Here is a 22,049-nt window from a genome sequence, read left to right on the forward strand (position 1 = left end):
GGTATGCCAGCATGAAGGATAGAGAAGACGTTTTATGAGTGATGCGACTTTAATTGCCAACGATGCAAAAAACATTGTACAAGCGCATTTAGACCGTTTAGGTGAACCAAAAGACAACCGCCTAAGTGAAGAAGCAAAACAACAAAAGTTTGCACAGATCGAAGCAGAGCTCAAAAAACGTGATGCTGTCCTTGTTGCTCACTACTATTGCGATCCCGATGTACAAGAACTTGCAGAAAAAACAGGTGGATGCGTTTCTGACTCTTTAGAAATGGCCCGTTTTGGACGAGATCATGCAGCCTCTACACTGGTTGTAGCTGGTGTTAAGTTTATGGGAGAAACAGCTAAAATTCTGTCTCCTGAAAAAACAATCCTGATGCCGACACTTGAAGCAACTTGTTCACTTGACTTAGGTTGTCCAGTCGATGAGTTCACAGCATTTTGTGATCAACACCCTGACCACACCGTAGTGGTTTATGCCAATACATCGGCTGCTGTTAAAGCACGTGCGGATTGGGTAGTGACTTCCAGCTGTGCAGTTGAAATTGTTGAGCACCTAGACAGTTTGGGCGAAAAAATTATTTGGGCACCAGATCAGCACTTAGGTCGCTATATTCAAAAGAAAACCGGTGCAGATATGTTGCTTTGGGATGGCGCATGTATTGTGCATGAAGAATTCCGTGCACGTGGCATTGCCAACATGAAAGCACTGTATCCAGACGCTGCTGTATTGGTACATCCAGAGTCGCCAGAGTCGGTAGTAGAAATTGCTGATGCGGTAGGTAGTACTTCTCAACTCATTAAAGCTGCACAGACTTTGCCAAATGAAAGACTCATTGTGGCAACTGACCGTGGTATTTTCTACAAAATGCAGCAAGCAGTACCAGATAAGATTTTAGTTGAAGCTCCAACAGCGGGTGAGGGAGCAACTTGTCGTTCATGTGCTCACTGTCCGTGGATGGCAATGAATGAACTTGATGGAATTTTAGAAGTTTTACAAAAAGGCGATCAAGAAATACACGTTGATCCAGCGCTTGCTGAACGTGCCAAAATGCCTTTAGATCGAATGTTAGCCTTTAGTGCATCGTTAAAACGTTAAAAAGCCTCAAAATGCTTGTTAAATATACATTTGATAAGGATTTTTAACTTTTTTTGACAATAGGTGTTGACGTCTGAGGGCGTCGCGCCTAGAATGCACACCGTACCGCACGATGTGCGATACAGCAAAAGCTGAGATAGATCGGAGCATAGCACAGCCTGGTAGTGCACCTGGTTTGGGACCAGGGGGTCGTAGGTTCGAATCCTACTGCTCCGACCACTTAAAAGAATATTTTAAGATCGGCGAAGTATCGCATGATAAGCATCATCGGTTAAGCGCCTGTAGCTCAGTTGGATAGAGCATCCGCCTTCTAAGCGGATGGTCACAGGTTCGAATCCTGTCAGGCGCGCCATTTGGTAGCTTGGTACATAGAACTTATTTGATGGTGGATGTAGCTCAGTTGGTAGAGCCCTGGATTGTGATTCCAGTTGTCGCGGGTTCGAATCCCGTCATTCACCCCAATTTCGGAGCATAGCACAGCCTGGTAGTGCACCTGGTTTGGGACCAGGGGGTCGTAGGTTCGAATCCTACTGCTCCGACCATATTTAAAAGCGTTCAAGCTTTCTAAAATATCCTAAATATTGAAAATAATTTCTTCTAGTCTTACAGACAGAAGGAATTTTTTTGTTTTTATATATTTAAATTTTAATTCATACACACTCCAATATTTGAACTTGTTTAAATAAGTTCTGTTCTCTGTTATTGATATTTCTGCCTTAACTCATCTTTTTCTTGTTCTGATAAAAATGCGATTTTAAGTCCATTTTGTTGAGCTGTATAAATTTGCTCAGGACTTAAACCTGCCAGTGGAGCAGCAGTTAAATATTCATGTTGTATTTCAATACCTTCAACAGCAGGGTCATCTGTATTAATGGTGGCAAGCACACCATGTTCTAAAAAAGTCTTTAATGGATGTTCTGCTAAAGAGGGTACTGTGTTGGTTTGAATATTTGAGGTGAGACAAGATTCAATACCAATCTGGTGTTTTGCCAAATAATCTAAAAGTTTTAAATCTTGAACTGCTTTAACGCCATGTCCAATTCGTTCGGCACCTAATTCTTCAATAGCTTGCCAAATACTTTCTGGGCCGGCAGCTTCGCCTGCATGTACCGTAATGTGCCAACCTGCATCACGCGCTTTTTTAAAGTGTTCAATAAATAAATTGCCCGGAAAACCAAGCTCATCTCCAGCGAGATCCAGCGCTTTAATATCATTTTTATGGGCGAGTAGGGCATTTAATTCTTTTTCGCAGGCTTCTTGGCCAAAAGTACGGCTCATAATGCCAATTAAATTCGCTTTTACCCCGTAAGCTTGGCTGCCTTCTTTTACGCCAGCAATCACAGCTTCAACAACCCCTTCAAGTGGAAGTTGATGGGTCATTCCCATATAACCCGGTGAAAAACGTAGTTCTACATAGTCTAGGCCTTGCTGTGCTGCATCTTGCATGTTTTCAAAAGCAATGCGTTTGCAGGCATCTAAACTGGCTAATACTTTTACGCCCCAATCGAGCTTCGATAAAAAACTTAATAAGTCAGGTTGGTTATCCATCACTTGTACGTGTGGTCGCAAAGATTCAATGTCGTAAGCAGGCAAATCTAAATGGTATTGTTGGCCTAATTCTAAAATAGTTTGAATGCGGATGTTGCCATCAAGATGACGGTGTATATCTGTAAGCGGGAGTGTATTTGTAATCATAGATTTCTTCTTATCTGTTTGCATCAATTTATCATGCCTGTTTAGAGGCACTGATAAAAGTTTGGTTTTGCTATGTTTTTGTGAAAAGCGTTGAGTTGAGTTTTTTGAACTTACTATATTTGTATAAGTTTTAATTTTGATGACATTGTTCTGGCCTAAGAAGATAACGCAGTCTGTGTAAGATACAAGCACCAAGATTTTTATTGTTTTTAATTTCGCTGAGCCTGTTTTTGTTGACTCTTCAAGAGTAGATTGGCTGAAGAATGGTCATTGGTATTTTGGCTTTTACTTGTAAAGATGAAGAAAGGCTTGCTAAAGACCAAACCGATAAAGCGATTAATTTATCTGTAGAAATCTATTTCTGGCAAGTAAATGAAAAAGAAGAAATAGGAAGCACTCAAATGAAGTCGGTACTTTGTCATCAAGCAACATTACAAGTAGTGGATCAACCGAACTTAACACCTGCAAAAGGGCAAGTTTTATTGGAAGTGGTGCGATGCGGGATCTGTGGTTCAGATTTACATATGCAGCACCACTGCGACCACATGCATGATTTGGCTGCACGTGTAGGGTTTAATGGTTTAGCGAAGTCCACAGACCCGTTTGTACTAGGACATGAGTTTTGCGGCAAGGTTTTAGACTACGGTCCAAAAACACGTCATAAATTTAAAGCCGACACACTCGTTTGTGCAATGCCGCTTTTAAATGTAGATCAGCATGGTTATTTGTCTACAGGGCTTTCCCAAAATGCTTCGGGTGGCTATGCCGAGCAAGTATTGGCTCAATCAAGCTTGATGTTTGAAGTACCGAATGGTCTAGATGCAGATAGTGCCGCTATGACTGAACCAATGGCAGTTGCATTGCATGCTGTTCGCCGTAGTCGTGTAAAAACGAGTGAACCTGCGATTGTGATTGGTTGTGGTCCTGTTGGGTTAGGTGTCATATTAATGCTTAAAGCAGCGGGGGTTAAAACCGTAGTTGCCAGTGACTTTTCTCCAAACCGCCGTAAGCTTGCCGAGCAATGTGGTGCGGATATTGTGGTAGACCCTAAAGAGACATCGCCATTTGCCAACTGGAAAGAGTTTGGTTTACTTGGCAATGTTTCTGATGCCATTAACATGGGCATGGGACTGTTTGATAAGTTACAAGCGACTCGCTTACCATGGTGGCATGGATGGCGCATGATTGATAAATTAGGCGCTCTGCCAAAACGCCCTGTTATTTTTGAGTGTGTTGGCGTACCGGGCGTTTTACAGCAAATTATTGAAGGTGCACCTTTATTTTCCCGAATTGTTGGGGTGGGCGTGTGCATGCAAAGTGATAAAATAGAACCCGCACTTGCGATTAATAAAGAGTTAGAAATTCAGTTTGTGTTGGGCTATACACCGCTTGAGTTCCGAGATGCGCTACACATGATTGCGGAAGGTAAAGTGAACTGTTCACCGCTCATTACGGGTGTTGTTGGTCTAGAAGGTGTTACGAGTGCATTTGAAGCATTACGTGACCCTGAACAGCACGCCAAAATCTTAATTGACCCGAAACGTAGCGGTTCAGATATTCAATTAATGAAATATTAATTTCAAAGCCATTAACGCTTAACTAAAAAGGTTGTGATTTGATTAATCACAACCTTTTTTTGTGAGTATTGGGCGTAAATGAAAGCTGCTGAGCTAATTCGTATTGGTCTTTAGTTGTTCTAGTTCTTGGTAAATCCACTCAACCAATTTTTGAATAGTCGGTGAGATATCTTGGCTCGAATGAATGAGATAGTACTTTCGGCTGCCTTTTAGTTTTTTATTAGAAACAATCACCAGTTCCTTTTTTTGTAGTTCAGACTCAATCAACATTTGTGGAATTAAAGCCATTCCCATGTCATGACTCGCGGCAACTGCAAGCATTGAAAATAACTCGTGACGTTGTCCATCAAAAGGCTTCGGGTGCTGCATGTGATGAGTCAGAAACCATTCTTGCCAAATGCTAGGCCGAGTGGTTTGTTGAAGTAGGGGAATTTTCAGCAGATCTTCAGGGCTTAAATCATAGGTATTTTCATTAATCATCACAGCATCTGGAAAATACTTTTCGATGAGTTTTGGTGAGCACACAGGTACAATTTCTTCATCCATTAAATAATGTGCTTGTATGCCGGGCCAATGGTCAATTTGCTGCTGCGTACCTGCAAAAATAGCAGCATCAAAAATATTATCGTTAAATAAAAAAGGTTTCGTACTGGTTTCTAAATGAACCGTAATTTCAGGGTGTTTTTGATTTAAAAGATGGAGCTTGGGTAACAGCCAGCGCGTTGCAAAGGTAGGAACCACACCTAACTTTAATGTTCCACCTAAACCCTTATGAGAAATCACATCGGCTGTACATTTCTCTAGCCCTAACAAGTAGGGTTTAATGCTTTTAAAATATTGTTGTCCTGCAATGGTTAGCTCGACGCCATGCCGAGTACGTATAAAGAGTTCAACACCTAAGAAATCTTCTAACTGCTGAATTTGGCGCGAAACTGCACTTTGAGTAATGCATAGCTCTTGCGCAGCATAGGTATAACTTAGATGTTTTGCTGCACTTTCAAAGCAAATCAGGCCCTGAATGGACGGGATGCTTCTTCGCATAAATAAATCCTTTTATTTGTCATCATATTTCAAAACAGCATATGACCTACATGCAAATATCCGAGTTTAGTATAAAAATAAGTCATTTTTAATGAAATACAACGAATTAAATATCTAAATTTAATGTCTCTTATTTTAAATATGCGTAAGTCGCATATCTGCATGAACATTTATCGTTTGATTACTGAATTTTTCACGCATAACATCGAGTTAAATAAAGAAGATCAAATCAAGCAGAGGATGCGATGAATCACATGGTGACAACAAAAAAAGCAAAAGTTCAATTTAACTGGCAAGACCCATTTTTAATTGAGCAACAGCTTAGCCCAGATGAGCGCATGATTCGTGATGCGGCTCATGCCTATTGTCAAGAACGTTTGCAACCACGTGTACTTGAACAATTTCGTCATGAAACAACAGATCCATCTATTTTCCGTGAAATGGGAGAGCTTGGCTTACTGGGGCCAACCATTCCTGAGCAATATGGCGGCGCGGGTTTGAACTATGTGAGTTATGGTTTGGTTGCGCGTGAAATTGAATATGTCGACTCGGGCTACCGTTCTATGGCGAGCGTGCAAAGCTCATTGGTGATGGTTCCAATTCATGAATTTGGTACTGAAGAACAAAAGCAAAAGTACTTACCTAAACTTGCCACTGGTGAATACATTGGCTGTTTTGGTTTGACTGAACCTGACCATGGTTCAGACCCGGGCAGTATGATTACTCGTGCTAAAAAAGTTGACGGTGGTTATCGTTTAAGTGGCGCAAAAATGTGGATTACCAACAGTCCAATTGCTGATGTATTTGTCGTTTGGGCAAAAGAGGTTTCTGCTGAAGGTAATGTGGGTGACATTCGAGGCTTCATTTTAGAAAAGGGCTGGGAAGGTCTATCTGCGCCTGCCATTCATGGCAAGGTCGGTTTACGTGCATCGATTACAGGTGAAATTGTGATGGATAACGTTTTTGTACCTGAAGAAAATGCGTTTCCTGAAATTCGAGGTTTAAAAGGTCCATTTACCTGTTTGAACAGTGCGCGTTATGGTATTGCATGGGGGGCAATGGGTGCTGCTGAGTTCTGCTGGCATACCGCACATCAATACACCATGGACCGTAAACAATTTGGTCGTCCGTTGGCTGCAAATCAGCTGATTCAAAAGAAACTGGCAGATATGCAAACTGAAATTGCTTTGGGTTTACAGGCAGCTTTACGTTTTGGCCGTATGAAAGATGAAGGCATTGCATCAGTTGAGGGTACTTCCTTAATTAAGCGCAACAACTGTGGAAAGGCGCTTGATATTGCCCGCATGGCACGTGACATGATGGGTGGAAACGGCATTAGTGACGAGTTTGGTGTGGCACGTCATTTGGTCAATCTTGAAGTCGTAAATACCTACGAGGGTACACATGACGTTCATGCCTTGATTTTAGGTCGTGCACAAACAGGCATTGCCGCATTTAGTAACTAACTCACTCATTTTAAAAATAGAGGTGTTCTTTCGGGAGCACCTGTAGGAATTTTTACGCAAAAATTTATGGAAAGTGACAAGATTCATCGTAAAGATACTCATGTGAAGATGTGCCTCTGTGTACTTAAAACCAAATGTAAAATGCTGAAAATATAGAAGATTAAGTCATACAGAAAACATAAGTAGGCTACCGATGACTCATTTGGGAAAATGAGGAACTAAAGATGAACAATGACGTTCAAGTAATATCGAAAGAATTAAGAACTACATTTCCAAGCAACCTTGGAACATATGAAAAGATTGGCCCTCATACATGGAAATGGGCGCTGTTATTTGCCTATTTTGCGATGGTGGTGGATGGTATTGATATTATGCTGCTGTCTTATAGCTTGACCAGTTTAAAGGCAGAGTTTGGGTTAAGTACCTTTCAGGCGGGTGCCTTAGGTAGTGCTTCTTTGGCGGGTATGGGTATTGGCGGTATTTTGGGTGGCTGGGCATGTGACAAGTTTGGTCGCGTACGGACCATTGCCAACTCGGTGACTTTCTTTTCAGTAGCTACCTGTTTATTGGGCTTTACGCAAAGCTTCGAGCAATTTATGGCTCTACGCTTTATAGGTGCTTTAGGAATCGGAGCACTCTATATGGCCTGTAATACCTTAATGGCTGAATATGTGCCCACAACTTACCGTACAACAGTATTGGGCACGTTACAGACGGGTCAGACTGTAGGTTATATTGCCGCAACCCTATTAGCTGGCGCAATTATTCCAGATCACGGCTGGCGTGTTTTATTCTTCCTGACCGTGGTGCCTGCTTTTATTAATATTTTCCTGCAACGATTTGTGCCAGAGCCAAAATCTTGGCAGCTCACTAAAATTGAAAGCTTACAAGGCAACAGACAGACTAAAGAAAGAGTGGTGGCTGAAAAGCCTAAAAGTGGCAGTATTTATAAGCAAATCTTTAATAACTTTAAGCACCGTAAAATGTTTCTGTTGTGGATGACCACAGCATTCTTCTTACAGTTTGGTTATTACGGCATTAACAACTGGATGCCAAGTTATTTAGAAACAGAAGTGCATATGAACTTTAAAAACTTAACCAGTTATATGGTGGGTTCATATACAGCAATGATTCTAGGCAAAATTTTAGCGGGTTATCTTGCTGATAAATTTAATCGCCGTGCTGTTTTTGTGTTTGGAACAATAGCCAGCGCCGTGTTTTTGCCAATCATTATTTTCTTCAATACCCCTGACAATATTTTGTATTTATTAATCACCTTTGGCTTCTTATATGGCATTCCATACGGTGTAAATGCGACTTATATGGCTGAAAGTTTTTCAACGGATGTACGCGGAACAGCCATTGGCGGTGCTTATAACATTGGTCGTGTCGGTGCAGCGATTGCACCAGCCACCATTGGTTTCTTGGCATCGGGCGGTACGTTTGCCATGGCCTTTATTGTGATGGGCGCTGCCTATTTTGTTGCAGGGGTATTGCCAGGCTTATTTATTAAAGATCGTCAGTACGATCCACAAAGACAATCATAAACAATGACAGGGAGGTGCATCAGCACCTTCTAAAAAGATAAGGGTATCGTTATGGGTGCATTACAAGGAATTCGAGTTTTAGATTTAAGTCGTGTACTTGCGGGGCCTTGGTGTGGGCAAATCTTGGCAGACCTTGGCGCGGAAGTGATTAAAATTGAACGTCCTCGAGTCGGTGATGACACCCGTATGTGGGGACCGCCATGGATGCCTGATCAAGACGGAAACATGACCCGTGAATCTGGCTACTTTCAGTGTACGAATCGCAATAAATATTCTGTTGCGGTGGACATAACCACACCCGAAGGTCAGGCTTTAATTTATGAAATTGCCAAGACTGCCGACGTCGTCATTGAAAATTATAAGACAGGGTCTTTGGCTAAATATGGTTTGGACTATGCTTCCTTAAGTGAGCTCAACCCAAATATTGTGTATTGCTCGATTACTGGTTTTGGGCAAGATGGCCCACGTGCAGCAGAACCCGGTTATGATTTTATTATTCAGGGTATGTCTGGCTTAATGAGCATTACCGGTGAGCCTGATGATGTGGCAGGCGGTGGTGCACAAAAAGTTGGCGTGGCTGTTGTAGATATTCAAACTGGTTTATATTCAACCATTGCCATTCAAGCGGCCTTGATTGCACGTTCGCACACAGGGCGTGGTCAGTATATTGATATGTCACTCCTTGATGTACAGGTCGCGGCACTGGCAAATCAGGGAATGAACTATTTAGCTTCGGGTAAAGCGCCACAACGCATGGGTAATCAACACCCGAGTATTGTGCCGTATCAAACTTTTAAGGCTAAAGATAAAGAGTTTATTATTGCTTGCGGTAACGACAAACAGTTTAAAGATTTGTGTATTGCGATTGGTTATCCAGAGTTACTCGAAAATGAAAAGTTTGTGCGTAATCAGGACCGCGTAAAGTATCGAGATGAACTGATTCCTTTATTGTCGGAGCACTTTTTGCAGAAAACTGCTAAAGAATGGGTCGACATGATTCATGCGCTTAAAGTTCCCGTAGGTGTTATCAACTCTATTGAAGATGCTTTGGCTGAACCACAAATCATCCATCGTAATTTGGTGGTGAATATTCCTCATCGTTTAAATGAAAACTTTCAAACCATAGGCTCACCAATCAAGCTATCTGATACTCCAGTTGAATATCATCATGCACCGCCAGAGCTAGGTGAACATACCGCTCAAATCTTATCGAGATTTAAAACCGCAGAAGAACTGGCTGCGTTAAAAGAGAAAGGTATTATTGATGGGAAAATTGCTTAAGTTGTTACTTTTTTAATGTGATTAAATTAAAGTGGAAACTGTGATTTGCAATAAATCACAGTTTTTTATTAGAAAATAAGCGTTTTAATATTTAAAAATAAGCGGCAGCTCTGGTCTGAAATCATGAATCATTCCTTGAGGCTCATGATCAAAACTGATTTCCATTAAATGCTCCGTTCCATCAGTCACTTCAAAATTATCAAGTGTATTGAACAGCAATGAAGTAGGGTGCTGTTCAAGGTTTGGAATAGAAACCTTAATTGCGGTGATTTCTGATAAATCTTTGCTATGCACAAGTGGCTGTTGTTTTTCTTTTGCAGCAAGATCTGGTCGTGAAGCAAATGAAAGGAAGAACCACATTGGCTCAGATACAACAGAGTCTTTGGCAACATTTACTTCTAAGCTGGCTGGTAAATAGCTTGGCTTGTAAACCCAATTAGGAAATTTTGCGCCGTTATCATCTTTATTTTTAGGGCGAAAACAAATACCAAAAGGGGAAGCGATATTATTTTGAGTACTTAGTCGCTCAAAAAGCAGAGTCGGTTTTGTGAGATCACTTGAAGCTTCTTCTGGATTATTTAAAAAAATTAATTCGATAAAGCTATTTTTAAAGAAAAAGCGTCTGTTTTGGGTACCTTGACCCGGGTGCTTATTGGATGAACCTTCTGTTAGACCGAATTTTTTTAAAGTTTCAGCTTCGGGAGCGCCTGATTGTACACAAATAAAAATATGGTCGACTTCCATTTTAAGTTCTCATACTAATGTTGATGAATATTAAATAATTGATTAATAGAATTTTTCATGTTTATCGCAAGTGTTTCATCGAAACCATCGACTAAAAAGCGACTAATGAGTCCTTCAATCACCGTATAGATCAGCTCGGATAAAGCTTCACCATTGGGCATATTGCAGTTTGCGGCGATGAGTTCTTTAATCCATTGTTTATGGGCTTTAGAAATAGAAATAATGTCTTGATCATTTTGGTTAGACTCAGCGACCGCTCTTACAAATAAACAGCCTTTAAAAAAATCTTGTGTAAACCAGTTGGTGTGCCAATCCAGAATTTTATTGATGGCTTCTAGCCCTGTTGCATCTCCCACATAGCCCAAAAGGCTTTGCTTAAACCGTTCATCACGCGCAACGAGCACAGACTTAACCAATTGATTTTTATTTTTATAGTACGTGTACATCGTGGTTTTGGAGCAGCCAGATTCATCGCGAATTAGGTCAACGCCAACCCCGACAAAACTATTTTCATTAAATAACTTCTCGGCTGTATCTAATATTTTTAAGGCAGATTTAGACATAAAACTTTTCCAAAAAATAAAATAGTACAGATCTGTACTATTTGAAATTTTATCTATATGCTTTTTAAAAAGCAACTTCTGTTTAAGGAATAAAAATCATGTTCTCTATTTTCTATGGCAAAGAAAAACTTGCTCCATCGCCCAATAAAATTGACATTTTGCGAAGCCTTATTGGGGGTACAGTTAGTATTTTTATACTTCTTTGGTTGAGTAAGCTCACACATAATATCTTTATCATGGCACCGTTTGGTGCGACCTGTGTATTGCTCTATACCGTGTCACAGTCACCTTTAGCACAGCCCAGAAATATTATATTTGGACATCTTATTTCGGCTTTTGTAGGTTTGTTTTTTCTAAAATTTGTTGGTGTTTCTATTTTTACAATTGCTTTTTCAGTGGGCTGTGCAATTGCGCTCATGCAAGTGTTTAAATGCGTTCATCCACCTGCTGGGGCCAATCCTTTGGTTATTTTGCTTACTGCGAGCAGCATACATTACCAGTGGAGCTTTTTGATTTTCCCTGTTTTGGTCGGCGCAGTTTCTTTAGTTTTGGTGGCAATGCTGATTAATAATATTAAAGCGAGTACCAAGTGGCCGATGTATGGCTTGGGAATTCTAAATAGTAAAAAGTAGGGAAAGCATGAGTGGTGGTTTGAGCTTAAAATAATAAAAGTATTCACTACCTGCATAGTGAATACTTTTGAGAGAACTTATGACTTCTTCGAAATACGCTCTTCGATGGCAAATTTGAGTAAAGAAGCACTGCGGTAAAAACCATGTGCGAACTTTCCAAATGGCATGGTTATAAAGAACGTCATGACCGTTGCTAAATGGAAAATCAGTAAAAGTGCCATGTAAGGGGTATTGCGAAATGCCATGAGGGCTAAGCCTGAAGCACTGACTAAAATTAAAAGGAAAATAAAGCCTCGATCTACAGGTTTTTGCTCGCGGTCACCATGTAGTGGGTGGCGTTTAAGGTTTAAATAGAGCAGGCCCGATGGTCCAATCACTAAGCCAAGCCCACCCAACGTACCCAAAATAACAGGCAAGCTAAAGATAGGGTAAGGCGCATGTAGGTTAAGGAAATAGTGATATAAAGTCGCTACACCTGTAGCTGCAAAGCAGAGCATAAAGCCATAAAAGGTGAGGTGATGGAACACGCGGCGGATTTGGGTGTAACGGTCATCCTGTTCATTACAGCCTTTGCCATGTCCACCATCTAAATATTTAAGCGTTAATACATTTTGAGAGGCTTGAACTAGGTCGGGTTTCTCAACTTTGCCGTGAATGACTTTAGAGGTTTGACGCCAGAATTTACTAATGCCAATGCCGAGCAAAACAATCGCAACTGTAAAGGTCACTCCAAAAAGTAGAGCTAGAAAGTTATGCGGGAAAATCGCATAGAAATTACCTTGATAGCCTGCAAACAGGTCAGTGCCTTTGTACCACACCACAGCTAACATGCATAAAAAGAAAATAGCTGATAATGCTGAGACAAAAGGAATTCCTACAGACTTATAAAGTCGGCCTAAAGGCTGAGGGGTCGCAAACTCTTGGTAAGTTTCCAAACGTACTTGCGCCATCGCTTTTGGAATATTTACACCAAACTCATGTGGCGGGGCATATTGGCAAGCATGTAAACAAGCACCACAGTTATGGCAGAGGTTTGCCATGTAATGAATATCGGCTTGGTTAAACTCAAGACGTTTGGTCATGGCCGCAAAAACAGCACAAAAAGACTCACAGTAACGACAAGCATTACAAATTTGTAGGGCTCTTTGAACTTCCTGCTCGTGGTCAGAGAGCTGAACAACTGGAATTAGGGCTTTGGTACTAGCATTCATGTTCAACTCCTTGTGTAAGTGCATAGTGGGCTGCATTTTTTCCGGCAATGCGACCAAAGGTTGTGCCAATCGACATACCAACACCTGCGGTATAACCTTGACCGAGTACGTTACCTGCCATCATTTCACCTGCGACAAACAGGTTGCGGCTTGGCTTATTGTTAAAACGCACCGCAGCATCGTCTTCGACTTTTAAACCTAAATAGGTAAAGGTAATGCCGGGTTTAAGGGCATAGGCATAGAAAGGTGGCTGATCGAGAGGGACAGCCCAATGGGTTTTGTTGGGAACAATATTTTCGGTGGTGCAGTCATCTAAAACCGTGTGGTTAAAGGTGCCTTGCACACAGGCTTGATTAAATTCTTCTACGGTGTGGCATAAGGTTTTTGCATCTAGCCCGATTTTTTCGGCCAGTTCTTGAATGCTATTTGCTTTTACACCCGCAAACACAGGTGGCATAAAGCGCCCAATGGCTTTTGAGTCGATAATCGAATAGGCAATTTGCTGTGACTGTTTGGCAACAAGGCGGCCCCAAATCGCATAACGTTTTGGCCAGAAGTCTTCGCCCTCATCGTAAAAACGTTCGGCTTTGTTATTGACTACAATACCCAGTGAAACGCAGTCAATACGAGTGCAGATGCCGCCGTCATATAACGGTGCGCGTGCATCTACGGCGACACAATGCGATTGCGATGGGTCACCAATAATATCGGCGCCTTGATCTATCATAAATTTGAGTAAGTTGCCTTGATTAAAGCGAGTTCCACGGATAATGAAATTATCGGCAGGCCATTCGCCGTTTTCATTTTGCCCCCATGCTTCTCTTAACCATTCCAAATTTGACTCAAAACCACCTGCGGCCAATACACAGCTTTTCGCTTTAAATACACGGCCATCTTCCGCAATAGCGGCTTCAAAATGTCCTTGGTTTAACTGTAGGTCTTTAATTTTTGTGTTGTATAAAATTTCGATGCCAAGTTCTTGGGCACTACGGTAATAGGCATTAATGAGGGCTTTACCGCCACCCATAAAAAAAGCATTGGTACGTGCAACATGCAAAGCACCTGAGAGCGGCGGCTGAAAATTTACACCATGTTTACGCATCCAGTCGCGGCAGGTTGCCGTGCTACGAATCACCAGACGAGCTAAGTGTTCATTGGTTTTTCCGGCAGTGACTTTAAGTAGATCTTGCCAATATTCTTCTTCGGGATAGGCATCGACCAATACGTCTTGAGGAGCATCATGCATGCAGCGAAGGTTACGAGTGTGCTGTGAGTTACCACCACGCCACTCTTTGGGTGCTGCTTCTATGACCAGCACAGAAGCGCCACTTTCTTTTGCTGTGAGTGCGGCACACAGTGCGGCATTCCCACCACCAATCACAATTACATCATGCATGGATTTCTCCCTTTCTCAGCTAAGGCTAATTTAGCTTTAAAAGGGAAGGTGAAGTGAGAGGCTAAGCTTGAATGGGTGTTTAGTAAAAATAAACACTAATGGCTTAAGTGTTTATAAGTTCAGCACCAGGCCAACGTTTTTCATGAATGAGGTTGGTGACACAAGCGCGAATCACCACTTTGGTGGCTAAAGTAGCTGGTGAGAGTTCTTCTTCAGAGAGACTAATTAAATAGTTAATACGCTCAATGGCAGGTTCTACAACGCGTAGCAAACATAGGTCTTGCCGCGAGTTTAGCGATGCACCCGCAGGTTGAATGGTTGCCATTTCGAGTTGGCTAATGCTTTCCATTAACAAATGCAGCCCATCAATTTCATAGGCCACTTTAAGCTGATGAACTTTCTGTTCGAGCAACAAACGCAGTCCATGTCTTTGGCTCGGTAAAATCAGTGGAAGTTCTTTAAGCTGTGAATGAGTAATGGTTTGAGTGTCGATACAGCTTTCAAGGTGGTACTGACTCAGCACTTCTTTAGGTGAGATTAAAAACATTTGTTCTTTGACTAAAGGTTGTATGGCCCACTGTGGGTCGACATCGTCACTAAAGATGATGGCAACATCGAGCTGCCTTGCATTCACCAAGGCTTTGAGGTCACCCGATAAGCCTTCGATTAAACGGACTTTAATGTCAGGATAACGGTTTCTCATGAGTTTTAAAAAGTGCGTGCCAATAACCGATGCGACACTCGGTGAAAAACCCACGGTGACATGACCACTTAAACGTGAGGAGTGCGCAGAGTCTACCGCATGGTCTAAGTGCCTAAGCGCCAGTTGAACTTGTTGAAAAAAAGCTAAACCCGCAGGGGTGGGAACCGTACCCAAAGCAGTACGTTGTAAAAGGCGAATAGAAAGCTCACTTTCTAATTTTGAGATTTGCTGACTTAATGCAGACGTTCCAATATCGAGATTTTTTGCAGCTTTACCCAAGCTTCCAGACTCGATCACTGCAATAAAATACTTTAATTGTTTGAGTTCCACGGCAAATACTACATTGTCCTTTGTTAATTATTCTACACTGGTTTATTGCTCTACATTTTGTTCTATTACGTTGCGTAAACCGTTCAAAGAGTAAAGGCAACACCTGCTCAAGACGTTGCCTTTTAGAGCTTTTATTGTTTAACCTGCTCAAGACCCTGTTCTTCAATAATTCGTGTCGCTTGAGGCGATTTCACAAATTGAATAAGTTCTTTTGCGACTTTTGCATGTTCCGAATTTTTACCAATACCAGCAGCAAACACGGTAACTTTTTGGTAAGGCGCAGGGATTGGACCAACTAACTCAACTTGCCCATATTTGCCAGTGAAAGGTTTGATTTCACTAATTTGCTGGAAGCCAATATCAAACTGACCTTCGGCAATACGTTTTGCAACACGGTCGCCGACTACTTTTTCTGCTTTACCAGCAATCACTTTGTACTCGACAGGTGGGAAGCTTGGGAAAACATCTTTTTCAAGATGTGTACCGCTCGCACTTGCTGAATAGCCGATGTGCTTGGCATTTAATAAAACTTTTTCAAATTTTGCCGCAGAGCTAATGTCTGGCTTTGGTGCACCTTTAGGCACAGCCATACCAATGCTTGAATTGACTAAAGCGCTTTGTGAGTTTGGGTCAACATAACCTTTTTCTGCGAGTTTGCTTAGTTCAGGAGCAGCCAATACCACCACATCAAAGCGTTCACCACGATCGAGACGGTTTGGAATTGCAGTTGGCGATGCACCCATAGATGAACCAGAAGAAAGATGAACCGTGTGACCAGTTTGCTTTTCAAATATTGGAATGAGTTTTTCCATAGATGAATAGAAACCGCCAGAGCTAATCACTTCGAGGGTATCTGCATTAGCAAATGTAGATCCTAAGCCTGCACCAGCTAGGCAAATGGTCATGAAGATAGGGGACTTTTTCATAGTATCTCACTTTTAATGATAGGAGAGCACAGTACGGAGACTTAAAGTCTGCCGTACTGTTCATTAAAATTTCAGGTTAAGTAGTTAGTTGTTTTAAGCGCTAACCTTTGCAGGTTCAGCAAGCGCGTCAGATTTGTTCTGCTTAGAACCGCGACATAGATATAAACTTGAGATGAGACTACATACCGCAGCAAGCATGAGCCAGAACGCTGGTGTACTTGCATTGCCAGTGTTTTCCACAAGGAAAGTACATGCCATTGGAGTCATACCACCAAAAATAGCGGCTGCAAGACTAAACGCTAAAGAGAAGCCAACGGTACGAACACGTTTTGGCATTACTTCGGCAAGTGTTGCGACCATAGTGCCGTTGTACATACCAAAGAAGAACGAGAAGTAAGCAAGCGTGATCAGTAAGTTTGAAAAACTAATGTCGCTTACCAACCAGCTTAAAACTGGGTAGCTGGTAAAAATCGCAAGAGTCGTAATACCCACTAACACTGGACGGCGACCAATTTTGTCTGAAAGCAAGCCACCCATTGGTAACCAGAAGAAATTCGATAAACCTACAAATACGGTTGCTAAAAGGCTGTCTGTGACCGACATTTCTAAAGTACGTTTTGCATATACTGTGGTGTAAACCGTAATAAAATAGAACGTGGTTGTGGTCATCGCACTCATCATCATACCGGCAAGTACAATGCGCCAGTTGCTCGCCAATGTGCTGAAAATTTCTTTGGTTGAAGGATGAGTTTTTTGTGCTTTAAATGCTTCAGTTTCCTCTAAAGTACGGCGGAATAAGAAGATTAAAGGAATGATCAAACAACCAATTAAGAACGGAATACGCCAGCCCCATTCACTCACTTGTGCATGAGTTAAAACGGTGTTGAGCCAATAACCAAATAACGCTGCAAACACGACCGCAATTTGTTGGCTACCAGACTGCCAGCTAGTAATAAAACCACGGTTTTTATCGGTTGCAATTTCTGCAAGGTAAATCGACACGCCGCCAGATTCAACACCTGCCGAGAAGCCCTGTAACAGACGGCCAATGACCACTAAAATAGGGGCCATAATACCGATGGTGTCATAACCCGGTACAAAGGTAATTAAAATCGTACCAATAGCCATCAAGCTTAAAGTCACAATCAACCCTTTACGACGACCAATTCTGTCGACATAGGCACCCAAGAAAATAGCGCCAAGAGGACGCATAAGAAAGCCCGCAGCAAACACGGTAAATGTCATCATTAAAGAGACATATTCATTATCTGAGTGGAAAAATTTTGCTGCGATATAGGTGGCATAGAAACCAAAAAGAAAAAAATCGTACTGTTCTAAAAAGTTGCCACTCGTTACGTTTAATATTTTTTTAAAAGTAGCCCTACGGTTATTAACGACATCCATTGGAGACCTCCTTGGCCTGACAAAATGGAAACATTCACGATCTTCAAGATTTGGACGTAAATTGATTCAATCAATAAACCTAAATAGGAAATGGGTTAGAGATGAGATTTAAAGGTGTCCTTGGTAGAAAATGTGATGCCTTGTTTCCAGTTAAAACTACACATCTATATTTCGATAAACAGAAAACCACTTATCATTCGTATAAAAATGTAATCTTAAAAAGCAGGGAGGAGTGAGAGGCGAAAATTAATTAGGTATTTAGAAAAATTAATGACCCTTTAAACAATAATTTCAGAACATGGCCAAATTTGGTTTTGAATTAACTCTTTCACACAGGCCTTAATGGCTGACTTGGCAGCAAGTGCAGCAGGTGATAATTCTTCTTCGGCAAGGCTTACTAAGTAGTTAATTCGTTCAACTTCAGGGTCGACAACCTTAAGCAATTGCAGCTTGTGTTTATACTCTTGCAGGCAGGCACTTCCGGGGCGAACACTGGCGAGGTCGAGGTGAATCAGGCTGTCCATAAGCAAATGCAAGCCATCAATTTCATAGACGACATTAAGCTGTCCAATCTTGTGCTCAAGCAGTTTCCGTAAGCTATGACGCTGACGTGGTAGCACTAAAGGAATATCGCCAATTTGCTGCGATTGAACAATGCCGCTTTTAATACATTCGCTAAGGCCGTATTTTTCGAGTACTTCTTTGCGCGCCATTAAATACATTTGTTCGCGTACTAATGGCTGTATTGACCACTGCTTATCAATTTCATTGGTAAAAATAATGGCGATATCAAGCTGACGCGAATTAATCGACTGAATCAGATTTCCCGACAGCGTTTCCACAATCTCTAAACGAATATCTGGATAACGTTCAGACATTAGTTTCATTAAAGGGATGCCAATCAAAGCGGTAATAGTGGGCGGAAAACCAAGGCTGACATGTCCTGATAGCCGTGCTGAATGTGCAGCGTCTATGGCGAAGTTCACTTGACGCAAAATCAGTTGCGAGTGTTTTAAAAAGGCAAGACCTGCTGGGGTTGGGGTCACACCAAAAGCATTACGCTGTAATAAACGAATGCTTAACTCTTGTTCGAGCTTACTAATTTGCTGACTAATCGCCGAAGCACCGACATCGAGCTTTTGGGCAGCTTTACCAATACTGCCTGATTCAACGACCGTCAAAAAATACTTTATTTGCTTGATTTCCATAATAAATGTATTCGCTCATCATCCTTGATTTATAGAGATATGAAGGATTGGGAAATCTATCATGTATTTTTATATTAACAGCAATGTGTAAAAAAGTTTCTGAAAATTAAGCGGCTCTACTGAAACTTAGTAAAAAGTAAAATCACACCTAAGACACATAAGATTGAACCAATCACCTTATTAATCTGTACTTGCTTGGCTAACATTTTTTGTCTCAGCAGCATGGATGAAAACAGTACAGCCACCAGTGAAAACCATGCAAAATGTGCAAAAGACATAAAAAAGCCATAAGCCAAAAGAATAGTTTTCGGTGTAGTTAAACTCACAATTTGCGTATAGGTACTAATCACAAATAGCGTGGTTTTAGGGTTGAGGGCATTGGTAAAAAAGCCGTATTTTATCGCTTGAAAAGTGTCTATAGCGCTTAAAGCAGCAGTGTCTAAAACTGGTTTTTGCGTAAAAGTTTTATAGCCAATATAGATCAGATAAAGCGCGCCAATATATTTAACAATATTCAAGATTTGCGGTGTATAAGTTATCACAAAGGCAACGGCGACTAACGTATAGGTCACATGCACCAACACGCCAAGCGATATTCCCAGTGAAGTGAACACACCTATTTTTCTGCCGTACAAGTAACTATTTTTGGTCACAATCGCGAAGTCAGCGCCGGGGCTTACCACTGCCAAAATCGTAATGAGAATAACCGCAATAAACTCTGCCATTATTTTGCCCCCACACTGCAAAAGAACAGTTTTATCTGTACTTTTTGGAATGTATTTAAGAGGAGAGTTGTTTTACTGAAAGCTGCTATTCTTTTGGTGAGAAAGATTGGGGCTTTACATTTATGAAGATAGATATAGATATTCAATATATTTTTCATCATCTAAAATAGGGTTTAATCAAGATGATTTTTATTTTGAACAGAAAACTAAAAATAAAAATCGATAAAAACGACTACATATTTATGAGTTTTTGGAATGATTGAAAGAATATCGCTGAATTCATTAAAATTTTTCTATTTTGTGGCGAAGTATGGCAGCGTGACTTTAGCTGCAAAGAAATTATTTGTGACGCAAAGTGCGGTCAGTAAACAGATTTATAATTTAGAAGAAGCTTTAAATACCACTTTGTTTGATCGTAAAAATAAAACACTTGTGATGACCGAGCAAGGTGAAATTTTACTGAGTTGTTGCCATCAAGTTTTTGGTCAACTCGATGAATGTTTAATAGAGCTCAGCCAACCCAAAACCGAAAACAAGCAACTGGTTTTGTCGTGTGAACCGACTCTTTCTATGAAATGGCTTATTCCACGATTATCAAAATTTAAAAAGCTCGGTCATGATTTTGAGGTTGTGCTACTCACAGCAGGCGGCGTGGTCGATTTTGAAAAAGACAATATTGATATCGCGATTCGTAGAAATGACTTTGATTGGGGAGAGCATATTTATAGCGAAAAGATTGCCGATGAATATATCGCTCTAGTTCAAGCAACCAAGCCACCCGACACAAACGACGTACTCATTTCGACCTCTAGACCAAATTTTTTCAAAAGCATGAGTCGCATTGCTGAGTTAAAGCAAAATTTAAAAGGCTACACCAAAGTCAAACTCGAACATTTTTATCTATGTTTAGAAGGTTGCTTGGCGGGACTCGGCGCGACGGTCATTTCAATTTATATGATTGAAAAAGAGCTTGAGTGGAACGCAATACAAAAAATTTCACCAATCGTTCAAGATAATTCAGCCTATTTTTTACTTTCTCATCGTGCTTTTGAGGAAGATCCACGCAAAACCCTATTTTTAGAATGGCTAAAAGCAGAGATGAATGAGAGTCAACATAAATTGCTTTAGGTTGAGGAGTTTTATTTAAAGAGATATTTTTTAATTAATTGAAAATAATCATAAATTATAAATTTTCAGGCGCTACAACGCGAGTGCTATATATTGAATTTCTGCTATCTAAAATTCCCTAAGATGAAAAATATTTAACTTCAAACTTATTTATAAAACCCTAAACATGAATTTCACTCAGTTTTGAATGAGACTAAATCATTTTTATTCATGTTGTGATTGCGGTATAAATCTATCCATGCTCTGAAGCGCTCCAGTTATTCACTTTTGATAAGACCACAAGGCACAAAACTGACAAGGCTGGAAAGTTCAAAAAGAGCAAAAAGATTTTTTAGGTTTATCTCAGAAATTAGGGTACTGATCAAAATGAGTAAAGAATTTACATTTACGATTAAGAGTATTTGTTTCGATGAGAACTATCGTCCAGCAGACAATACGCGTATTACAACCAACTTTGCTAACTTGGCGAGAGGGATGAGCCGCGAAGAAAATTTGCGCAATACATTACGGATGATCGACAATCGTTTCAATGCCTTAGCTCATTGGGACAACCCTAAGGGCGACCGCTATGGCGTTGAACTTGAAATCATTTCAGTTGAAATGAATATTGATGCCGAAAACCGTACTAGCGGGCTTCCTCTTATTGAAATATTGAAAACCAATATTGTTGATAAAAAGACCAATGAACGCATCGAAGGTATTGTAGGTAACAACTTCTCGTCTTATGTGCGTGACTATGACTTTAGTGTGCTGTTGTTAGACCACAACAAAAACAAGTCTACATTTAGCACGCCAGAAAAGTTTGGCGAATTGCACGGCAACTTGTTTAAGAGCTTTATTAACTCAGAGACTTATAAAGCTAACTTTAAAAAGGCACCAGTCATTTGCCTAAGCGTTTCAACAAGTAAGGTGTATCACCGTACTGAAAATGAACATCCGGTTTTGGGTGTCGAATACAAGCAAGAAGACTATTCATTAACCGATGAATATTTCCAAAAAATGGGCTTAAAAGTTCGCTACTTCATGCCGCCAAATAGCGTTGCGCCGTTAGCGTTCTATTTTACTGGCGATTTGTTGAGTGATTACACCAACCTTGAGTTGATTAGTACCATTAGTACCATGGAAACCTTCCAAAAGATTTACCGTCCTGAAATTTACAATGCAAATTCAGTGGCTGGAAAGTCTTATCAACCAAGCTTGAAGCACCAAGATTATTCACTTACTCGAATTGTGTATGACCGTGAAGAACGTAGCCGTTTGGCTATAGAGCAGGGGAAGTTTGTTGAAGAGCAATTTATCAAACCATACCAAGCGATTCTTGAGCAGTGGTCTGCGAATTACGCTCCTAATTAATCAACATACGGGTCATTTAT

19 protein-coding genes and 4 tRNA genes are annotated in these 22,049 nt (G+C 40.9%); 12 read left to right on the top strand and 11 right to left on the bottom strand.

Translation table 11 applies throughout. The annotated features are described in order from the left end of the window. Window positions 1-34 precede the first annotated feature (34 nt). The 5 genes from nadA to MKL35_RS17790 all read left to right on the top strand — a co-directional run bounded on the left by nadA (window position 35) and on the right by MKL35_RS17790 (window position 1,641). The gene (nadA, locus tag MKL35_RS17770; RefSeq protein ID WP_001278265.1) at window positions 35-1,099 is read left to right on the top strand and encodes a quinolinate synthase NadA; all 1,065 of its coding nucleotides are present in this window, start codon (window positions 35-37) and stop codon (window positions 1,097-1,099) included. A gap of 142 nt (window positions 1,100-1,241) precedes the next feature. Then, window positions 1,242-1,318: transfer RNA gene (locus MKL35_RS17775), tRNA-Pro, on the top strand. Window positions 1,319-1,374: 56 nt separating this feature from the next. Further along, window positions 1,375-1,451 (top strand) — tRNA-Arg (locus tag MKL35_RS17780). Between the two features lie 33 nt (window positions 1,452-1,484). Then, window positions 1,485-1,560, top strand: a tRNA-His gene (locus MKL35_RS17785). Between the two features lie 4 nt (window positions 1,561-1,564). Further along, a tRNA-Pro gene (locus tag MKL35_RS17790) sits at window positions 1,565-1,641 on the top strand. 157 nt (window positions 1,642-1,798) lie between these two features. Here the strand turns inward: MKL35_RS17790 and add are convergent. Further along, complete coding sequence (add, locus tag MKL35_RS17795; protein ID WP_270914328.1) at window positions 1,799-2,794, bottom strand: adenosine deaminase; 996 nt, start codon at window positions 2,792-2,794, stop codon at window positions 1,799-1,801. 401 nt (window positions 2,795-3,195) lie between these two features. On the opposite strand from add, the gene MKL35_RS17800 reads away from it, so the two are divergent. Next, window positions 3,196-4,371 carry a zinc-binding dehydrogenase gene (locus tag MKL35_RS17800; protein WP_106479778.1) on the top strand — a complete coding sequence of 392 codons (1,176 nt, stop codon included), beginning with the start codon at window positions 3,196-3,198 and terminating at the stop codon, window positions 4,369-4,371. A 93-nt stretch (window positions 4,372-4,464) separates the two neighbouring features. Here MKL35_RS17800 and MKL35_RS17805 read toward each other — a convergent pair whose 3' ends face one another. Continuing rightward, window positions 4,465-5,412, bottom strand: a complete 948-nt coding sequence (locus MKL35_RS17805) for a LysR substrate-binding domain-containing protein (RefSeq protein WP_106479761.1) — start codon at window positions 5,410-5,412, stop codon at window positions 4,465-4,467. A gap of 245 nt (window positions 5,413-5,657) precedes the next feature. Here MKL35_RS17805 and MKL35_RS17810 point away from each other — a divergent pair, with 245 nt between their 5' ends. From MKL35_RS17810 to MKL35_RS17820, 3 genes are all read left to right on the top strand, one after another. Beyond that, window positions 5,658-6,878 (top strand): acyl-CoA dehydrogenase, encoded by a 1,221-nt coding sequence (locus MKL35_RS17810; protein ID WP_017393219.1) that lies wholly within the window; start codon window positions 5,658-5,660, stop codon window positions 6,876-6,878. Between the two features lie 224 nt (window positions 6,879-7,102). Continuing rightward, entirely contained in the window at window positions 7,103-8,425 is a 1,323-nt protein-coding gene (locus MKL35_RS17815; RefSeq protein ID WP_106479762.1) for an MFS transporter, read from the top strand. Window positions 8,426-8,476: 51 nt separating this feature from the next. Next, window positions 8,477-9,706, top strand: a complete 1,230-nt coding sequence (locus MKL35_RS17820) for a CaiB/BaiF CoA transferase family protein (RefSeq protein WP_106479763.1) — start codon at window positions 8,477-8,479, stop codon at window positions 9,704-9,706. Between the two features lie 84 nt (window positions 9,707-9,790). Here the strand turns inward: MKL35_RS17820 and MKL35_RS17825 are convergent, their stop codons facing one another. Together MKL35_RS17825 and MKL35_RS17830 are read right to left on the bottom strand one after the other, a co-directional pair. Further along, the gene (locus MKL35_RS17825; RefSeq protein WP_106479764.1) at window positions 9,791-10,450 is read right to left on the bottom strand and encodes a VOC family protein; all 660 of its coding nucleotides are present in this window, start codon (window positions 10,448-10,450) and stop codon (window positions 9,791-9,793) included. 14 nt (window positions 10,451-10,464) lie between these two features. After that, complete coding sequence (locus MKL35_RS17830; RefSeq protein ID WP_106479765.1) at window positions 10,465-11,013, bottom strand: TetR/AcrR family transcriptional regulator; 549 nt, start codon at window positions 11,011-11,013, stop codon at window positions 10,465-10,467. A 98-nt stretch (window positions 11,014-11,111) separates the two neighbouring features. Between MKL35_RS17830 and MKL35_RS17835 the strand changes: the two genes are divergently transcribed. Then, window positions 11,112-11,645, top strand: a complete 534-nt coding sequence (locus MKL35_RS17835) for an HPP family protein (protein WP_033846700.1) — start codon at window positions 11,112-11,114, stop codon at window positions 11,643-11,645. A gap of 77 nt (window positions 11,646-11,722) precedes the next feature. Here the strand turns inward: MKL35_RS17835 and tcuB are convergent, their stop codons facing one another. From tcuB to MKL35_RS17870, 7 genes are all read right to left on the bottom strand, one after another. Next, on the bottom strand, window positions 11,723-12,856 hold the full coding sequence (tcuB, locus tag MKL35_RS17840) for a tricarballylate utilization 4Fe-4S protein TcuB (protein ID WP_004888650.1): 1,134 nt from the start codon (window positions 12,854-12,856) through the stop codon (window positions 11,723-11,725). Further along, the gene (gene tcuA, locus MKL35_RS17845; protein ID WP_106479766.1) at window positions 12,846-14,252 is read right to left on the bottom strand and encodes an FAD-dependent tricarballylate dehydrogenase TcuA; all 1,407 of its coding nucleotides are present in this window, start codon (window positions 14,250-14,252) and stop codon (window positions 12,846-12,848) included. Before tcuA ends, tcuB begins: the two co-directional genes overlap by 11 nt. Before the next feature lie 103 nt (window positions 14,253-14,355). After that, on the bottom strand, window positions 14,356-15,285 hold the full coding sequence (locus MKL35_RS17850; protein ID WP_106479767.1) for a LysR family transcriptional regulator: 930 nt from the start codon (window positions 15,283-15,285) through the stop codon (window positions 14,356-14,358). A gap of 131 nt (window positions 15,286-15,416) precedes the next feature. Further along, window positions 15,417-16,211: a substrate-binding domain-containing protein gene (locus tag MKL35_RS17855; RefSeq protein WP_209796538.1), complete on the bottom strand. Its 795-nt coding sequence runs from the start codon at window positions 16,209-16,211 to the stop codon at window positions 15,417-15,419. Between the two features lie 93 nt (window positions 16,212-16,304). Beyond that, window positions 16,305-17,615: an MFS transporter gene (locus MKL35_RS17860; protein WP_106479768.1), complete on the bottom strand. Its 1,311-nt coding sequence runs from the start codon at window positions 17,613-17,615 to the stop codon at window positions 16,305-16,307. 278 nt (window positions 17,616-17,893) lie between these two features. Beyond that, window positions 17,894-18,823: a LysR family transcriptional regulator gene (locus MKL35_RS17865; protein WP_106479769.1), complete on the bottom strand. Its 930-nt coding sequence runs from the start codon at window positions 18,821-18,823 to the stop codon at window positions 17,894-17,896. A gap of 116 nt (window positions 18,824-18,939) precedes the next feature. Further along, window positions 18,940-19,548 carry a LysE family translocator gene (locus MKL35_RS17870; RefSeq protein ID WP_106479770.1) on the bottom strand — a complete coding sequence of 203 codons (609 nt, stop codon included), beginning with the start codon at window positions 19,546-19,548 and terminating at the stop codon, window positions 18,940-18,942. A 255-nt stretch (window positions 19,549-19,803) separates the two neighbouring features. On the opposite strand from MKL35_RS17870, the gene MKL35_RS17875 reads away from it, so the two are divergent. Then, window positions 19,804-20,676, top strand: coding sequence for a LysR family transcriptional regulator (locus MKL35_RS17875; protein ID WP_106479771.1), 873 nt, complete (start codon window positions 19,804-19,806; stop codon window positions 20,674-20,676). A gap of 366 nt (window positions 20,677-21,042) precedes the next feature. Next, window positions 21,043-22,029, top strand: a complete 987-nt coding sequence (locus MKL35_RS17880; protein ID WP_005124641.1) for a DUF1852 domain-containing protein — start codon at window positions 21,043-21,045, stop codon at window positions 22,027-22,029. Window positions 22,030-22,049: the final 20 nt, after the last annotated feature.

The organism is Acinetobacter sp. AOR41_HL (genome assembly GCF_027854645.1).
Lineage (GTDB): Bacteria > Pseudomonadota > Gammaproteobacteria > Pseudomonadales > Moraxellaceae > Acinetobacter > Acinetobacter nosocomialis.

Excerpts from the sequence above, each read along its gene's own strand:
- nadA (WP_001278265.1), top strand. The coding sequence starts at position 35 with ATGAGTGATGCGACTTTAATTGCCAACGATGCAAAAAACATTGTACAA.
- add (WP_270914328.1), bottom strand. The coding sequence starts at position 2,794 with ATGATTACAAATACACTCCCGCTTACAGATATACACCGTCATCTTGAT.
- MKL35_RS17800 (WP_106479778.1), top strand. The coding sequence starts at position 3,196 with ATGAAGTCGGTACTTTGTCATCAAGCAACATTACAAGTAGTGGATCAA.
- MKL35_RS17805 (WP_106479761.1), bottom strand. The coding sequence starts at position 5,412 with ATGCGAAGAAGCATCCCGTCCATTCAGGGCCTGATTTGCTTTGAAAGT.
- MKL35_RS17810 (WP_017393219.1), top strand. The coding sequence starts at position 5,658 with ATGAATCACATGGTGACAACAAAAAAAGCAAAAGTTCAATTTAACTGG.
- MKL35_RS17815 (WP_106479762.1), top strand. The coding sequence starts at position 7,103 with ATGAACAATGACGTTCAAGTAATATCGAAAGAATTAAGAACTACATTT.
- MKL35_RS17820 (WP_106479763.1), top strand. The coding sequence starts at position 8,477 with ATGGGTGCATTACAAGGAATTCGAGTTTTAGATTTAAGTCGTGTACTT.
- MKL35_RS17825 (WP_106479764.1), bottom strand. The coding sequence starts at position 10,450 with ATGGAAGTCGACCATATTTTTATTTGTGTACAATCAGGCGCTCCCGAA.
- MKL35_RS17830 (WP_106479765.1), bottom strand. The coding sequence starts at position 11,013 with ATGTCTAAATCTGCCTTAAAAATATTAGATACAGCCGAGAAGTTATTT.
- MKL35_RS17835 (WP_033846700.1), top strand. The coding sequence starts at position 11,112 with ATGTTCTCTATTTTCTATGGCAAAGAAAAACTTGCTCCATCGCCCAAT.
- tcuB (WP_004888650.1), bottom strand. The coding sequence starts at position 12,856 with ATGAATGCTAGTACCAAAGCCCTAATTCCAGTTGTTCAGCTCTCTGAC.
- tcuA (WP_106479766.1), bottom strand. The coding sequence starts at position 14,252 with ATGCATGATGTAATTGTGATTGGTGGTGGGAATGCCGCACTGTGTGCC.
- MKL35_RS17855 (WP_209796538.1), bottom strand. The coding sequence starts at position 16,211 with ATGAAAAAGTCCCCTATCTTCATGACCATTTGCCTAGCTGGTGCAGGC.
- MKL35_RS17860 (WP_106479768.1), bottom strand. The coding sequence starts at position 17,615 with ATGGATGTCGTTAATAACCGTAGGGCTACTTTTAAAAAAATATTAAAC.
- MKL35_RS17865 (WP_106479769.1), bottom strand. The coding sequence starts at position 18,823 with ATGGAAATCAAGCAAATAAAGTATTTTTTGACGGTCGTTGAATCAGGC.
- MKL35_RS17870 (WP_106479770.1), bottom strand. The coding sequence starts at position 19,548 with ATGGCAGAGTTTATTGCGGTTATTCTCATTACGATTTTGGCAGTGGTA.
- MKL35_RS17875 (WP_106479771.1), top strand. The coding sequence starts at position 19,804 with ATGATTGAAAGAATATCGCTGAATTCATTAAAATTTTTCTATTTTGTG.
- MKL35_RS17880 (WP_005124641.1), top strand. The coding sequence starts at position 21,043 with ATGAGTAAAGAATTTACATTTACGATTAAGAGTATTTGTTTCGATGAG.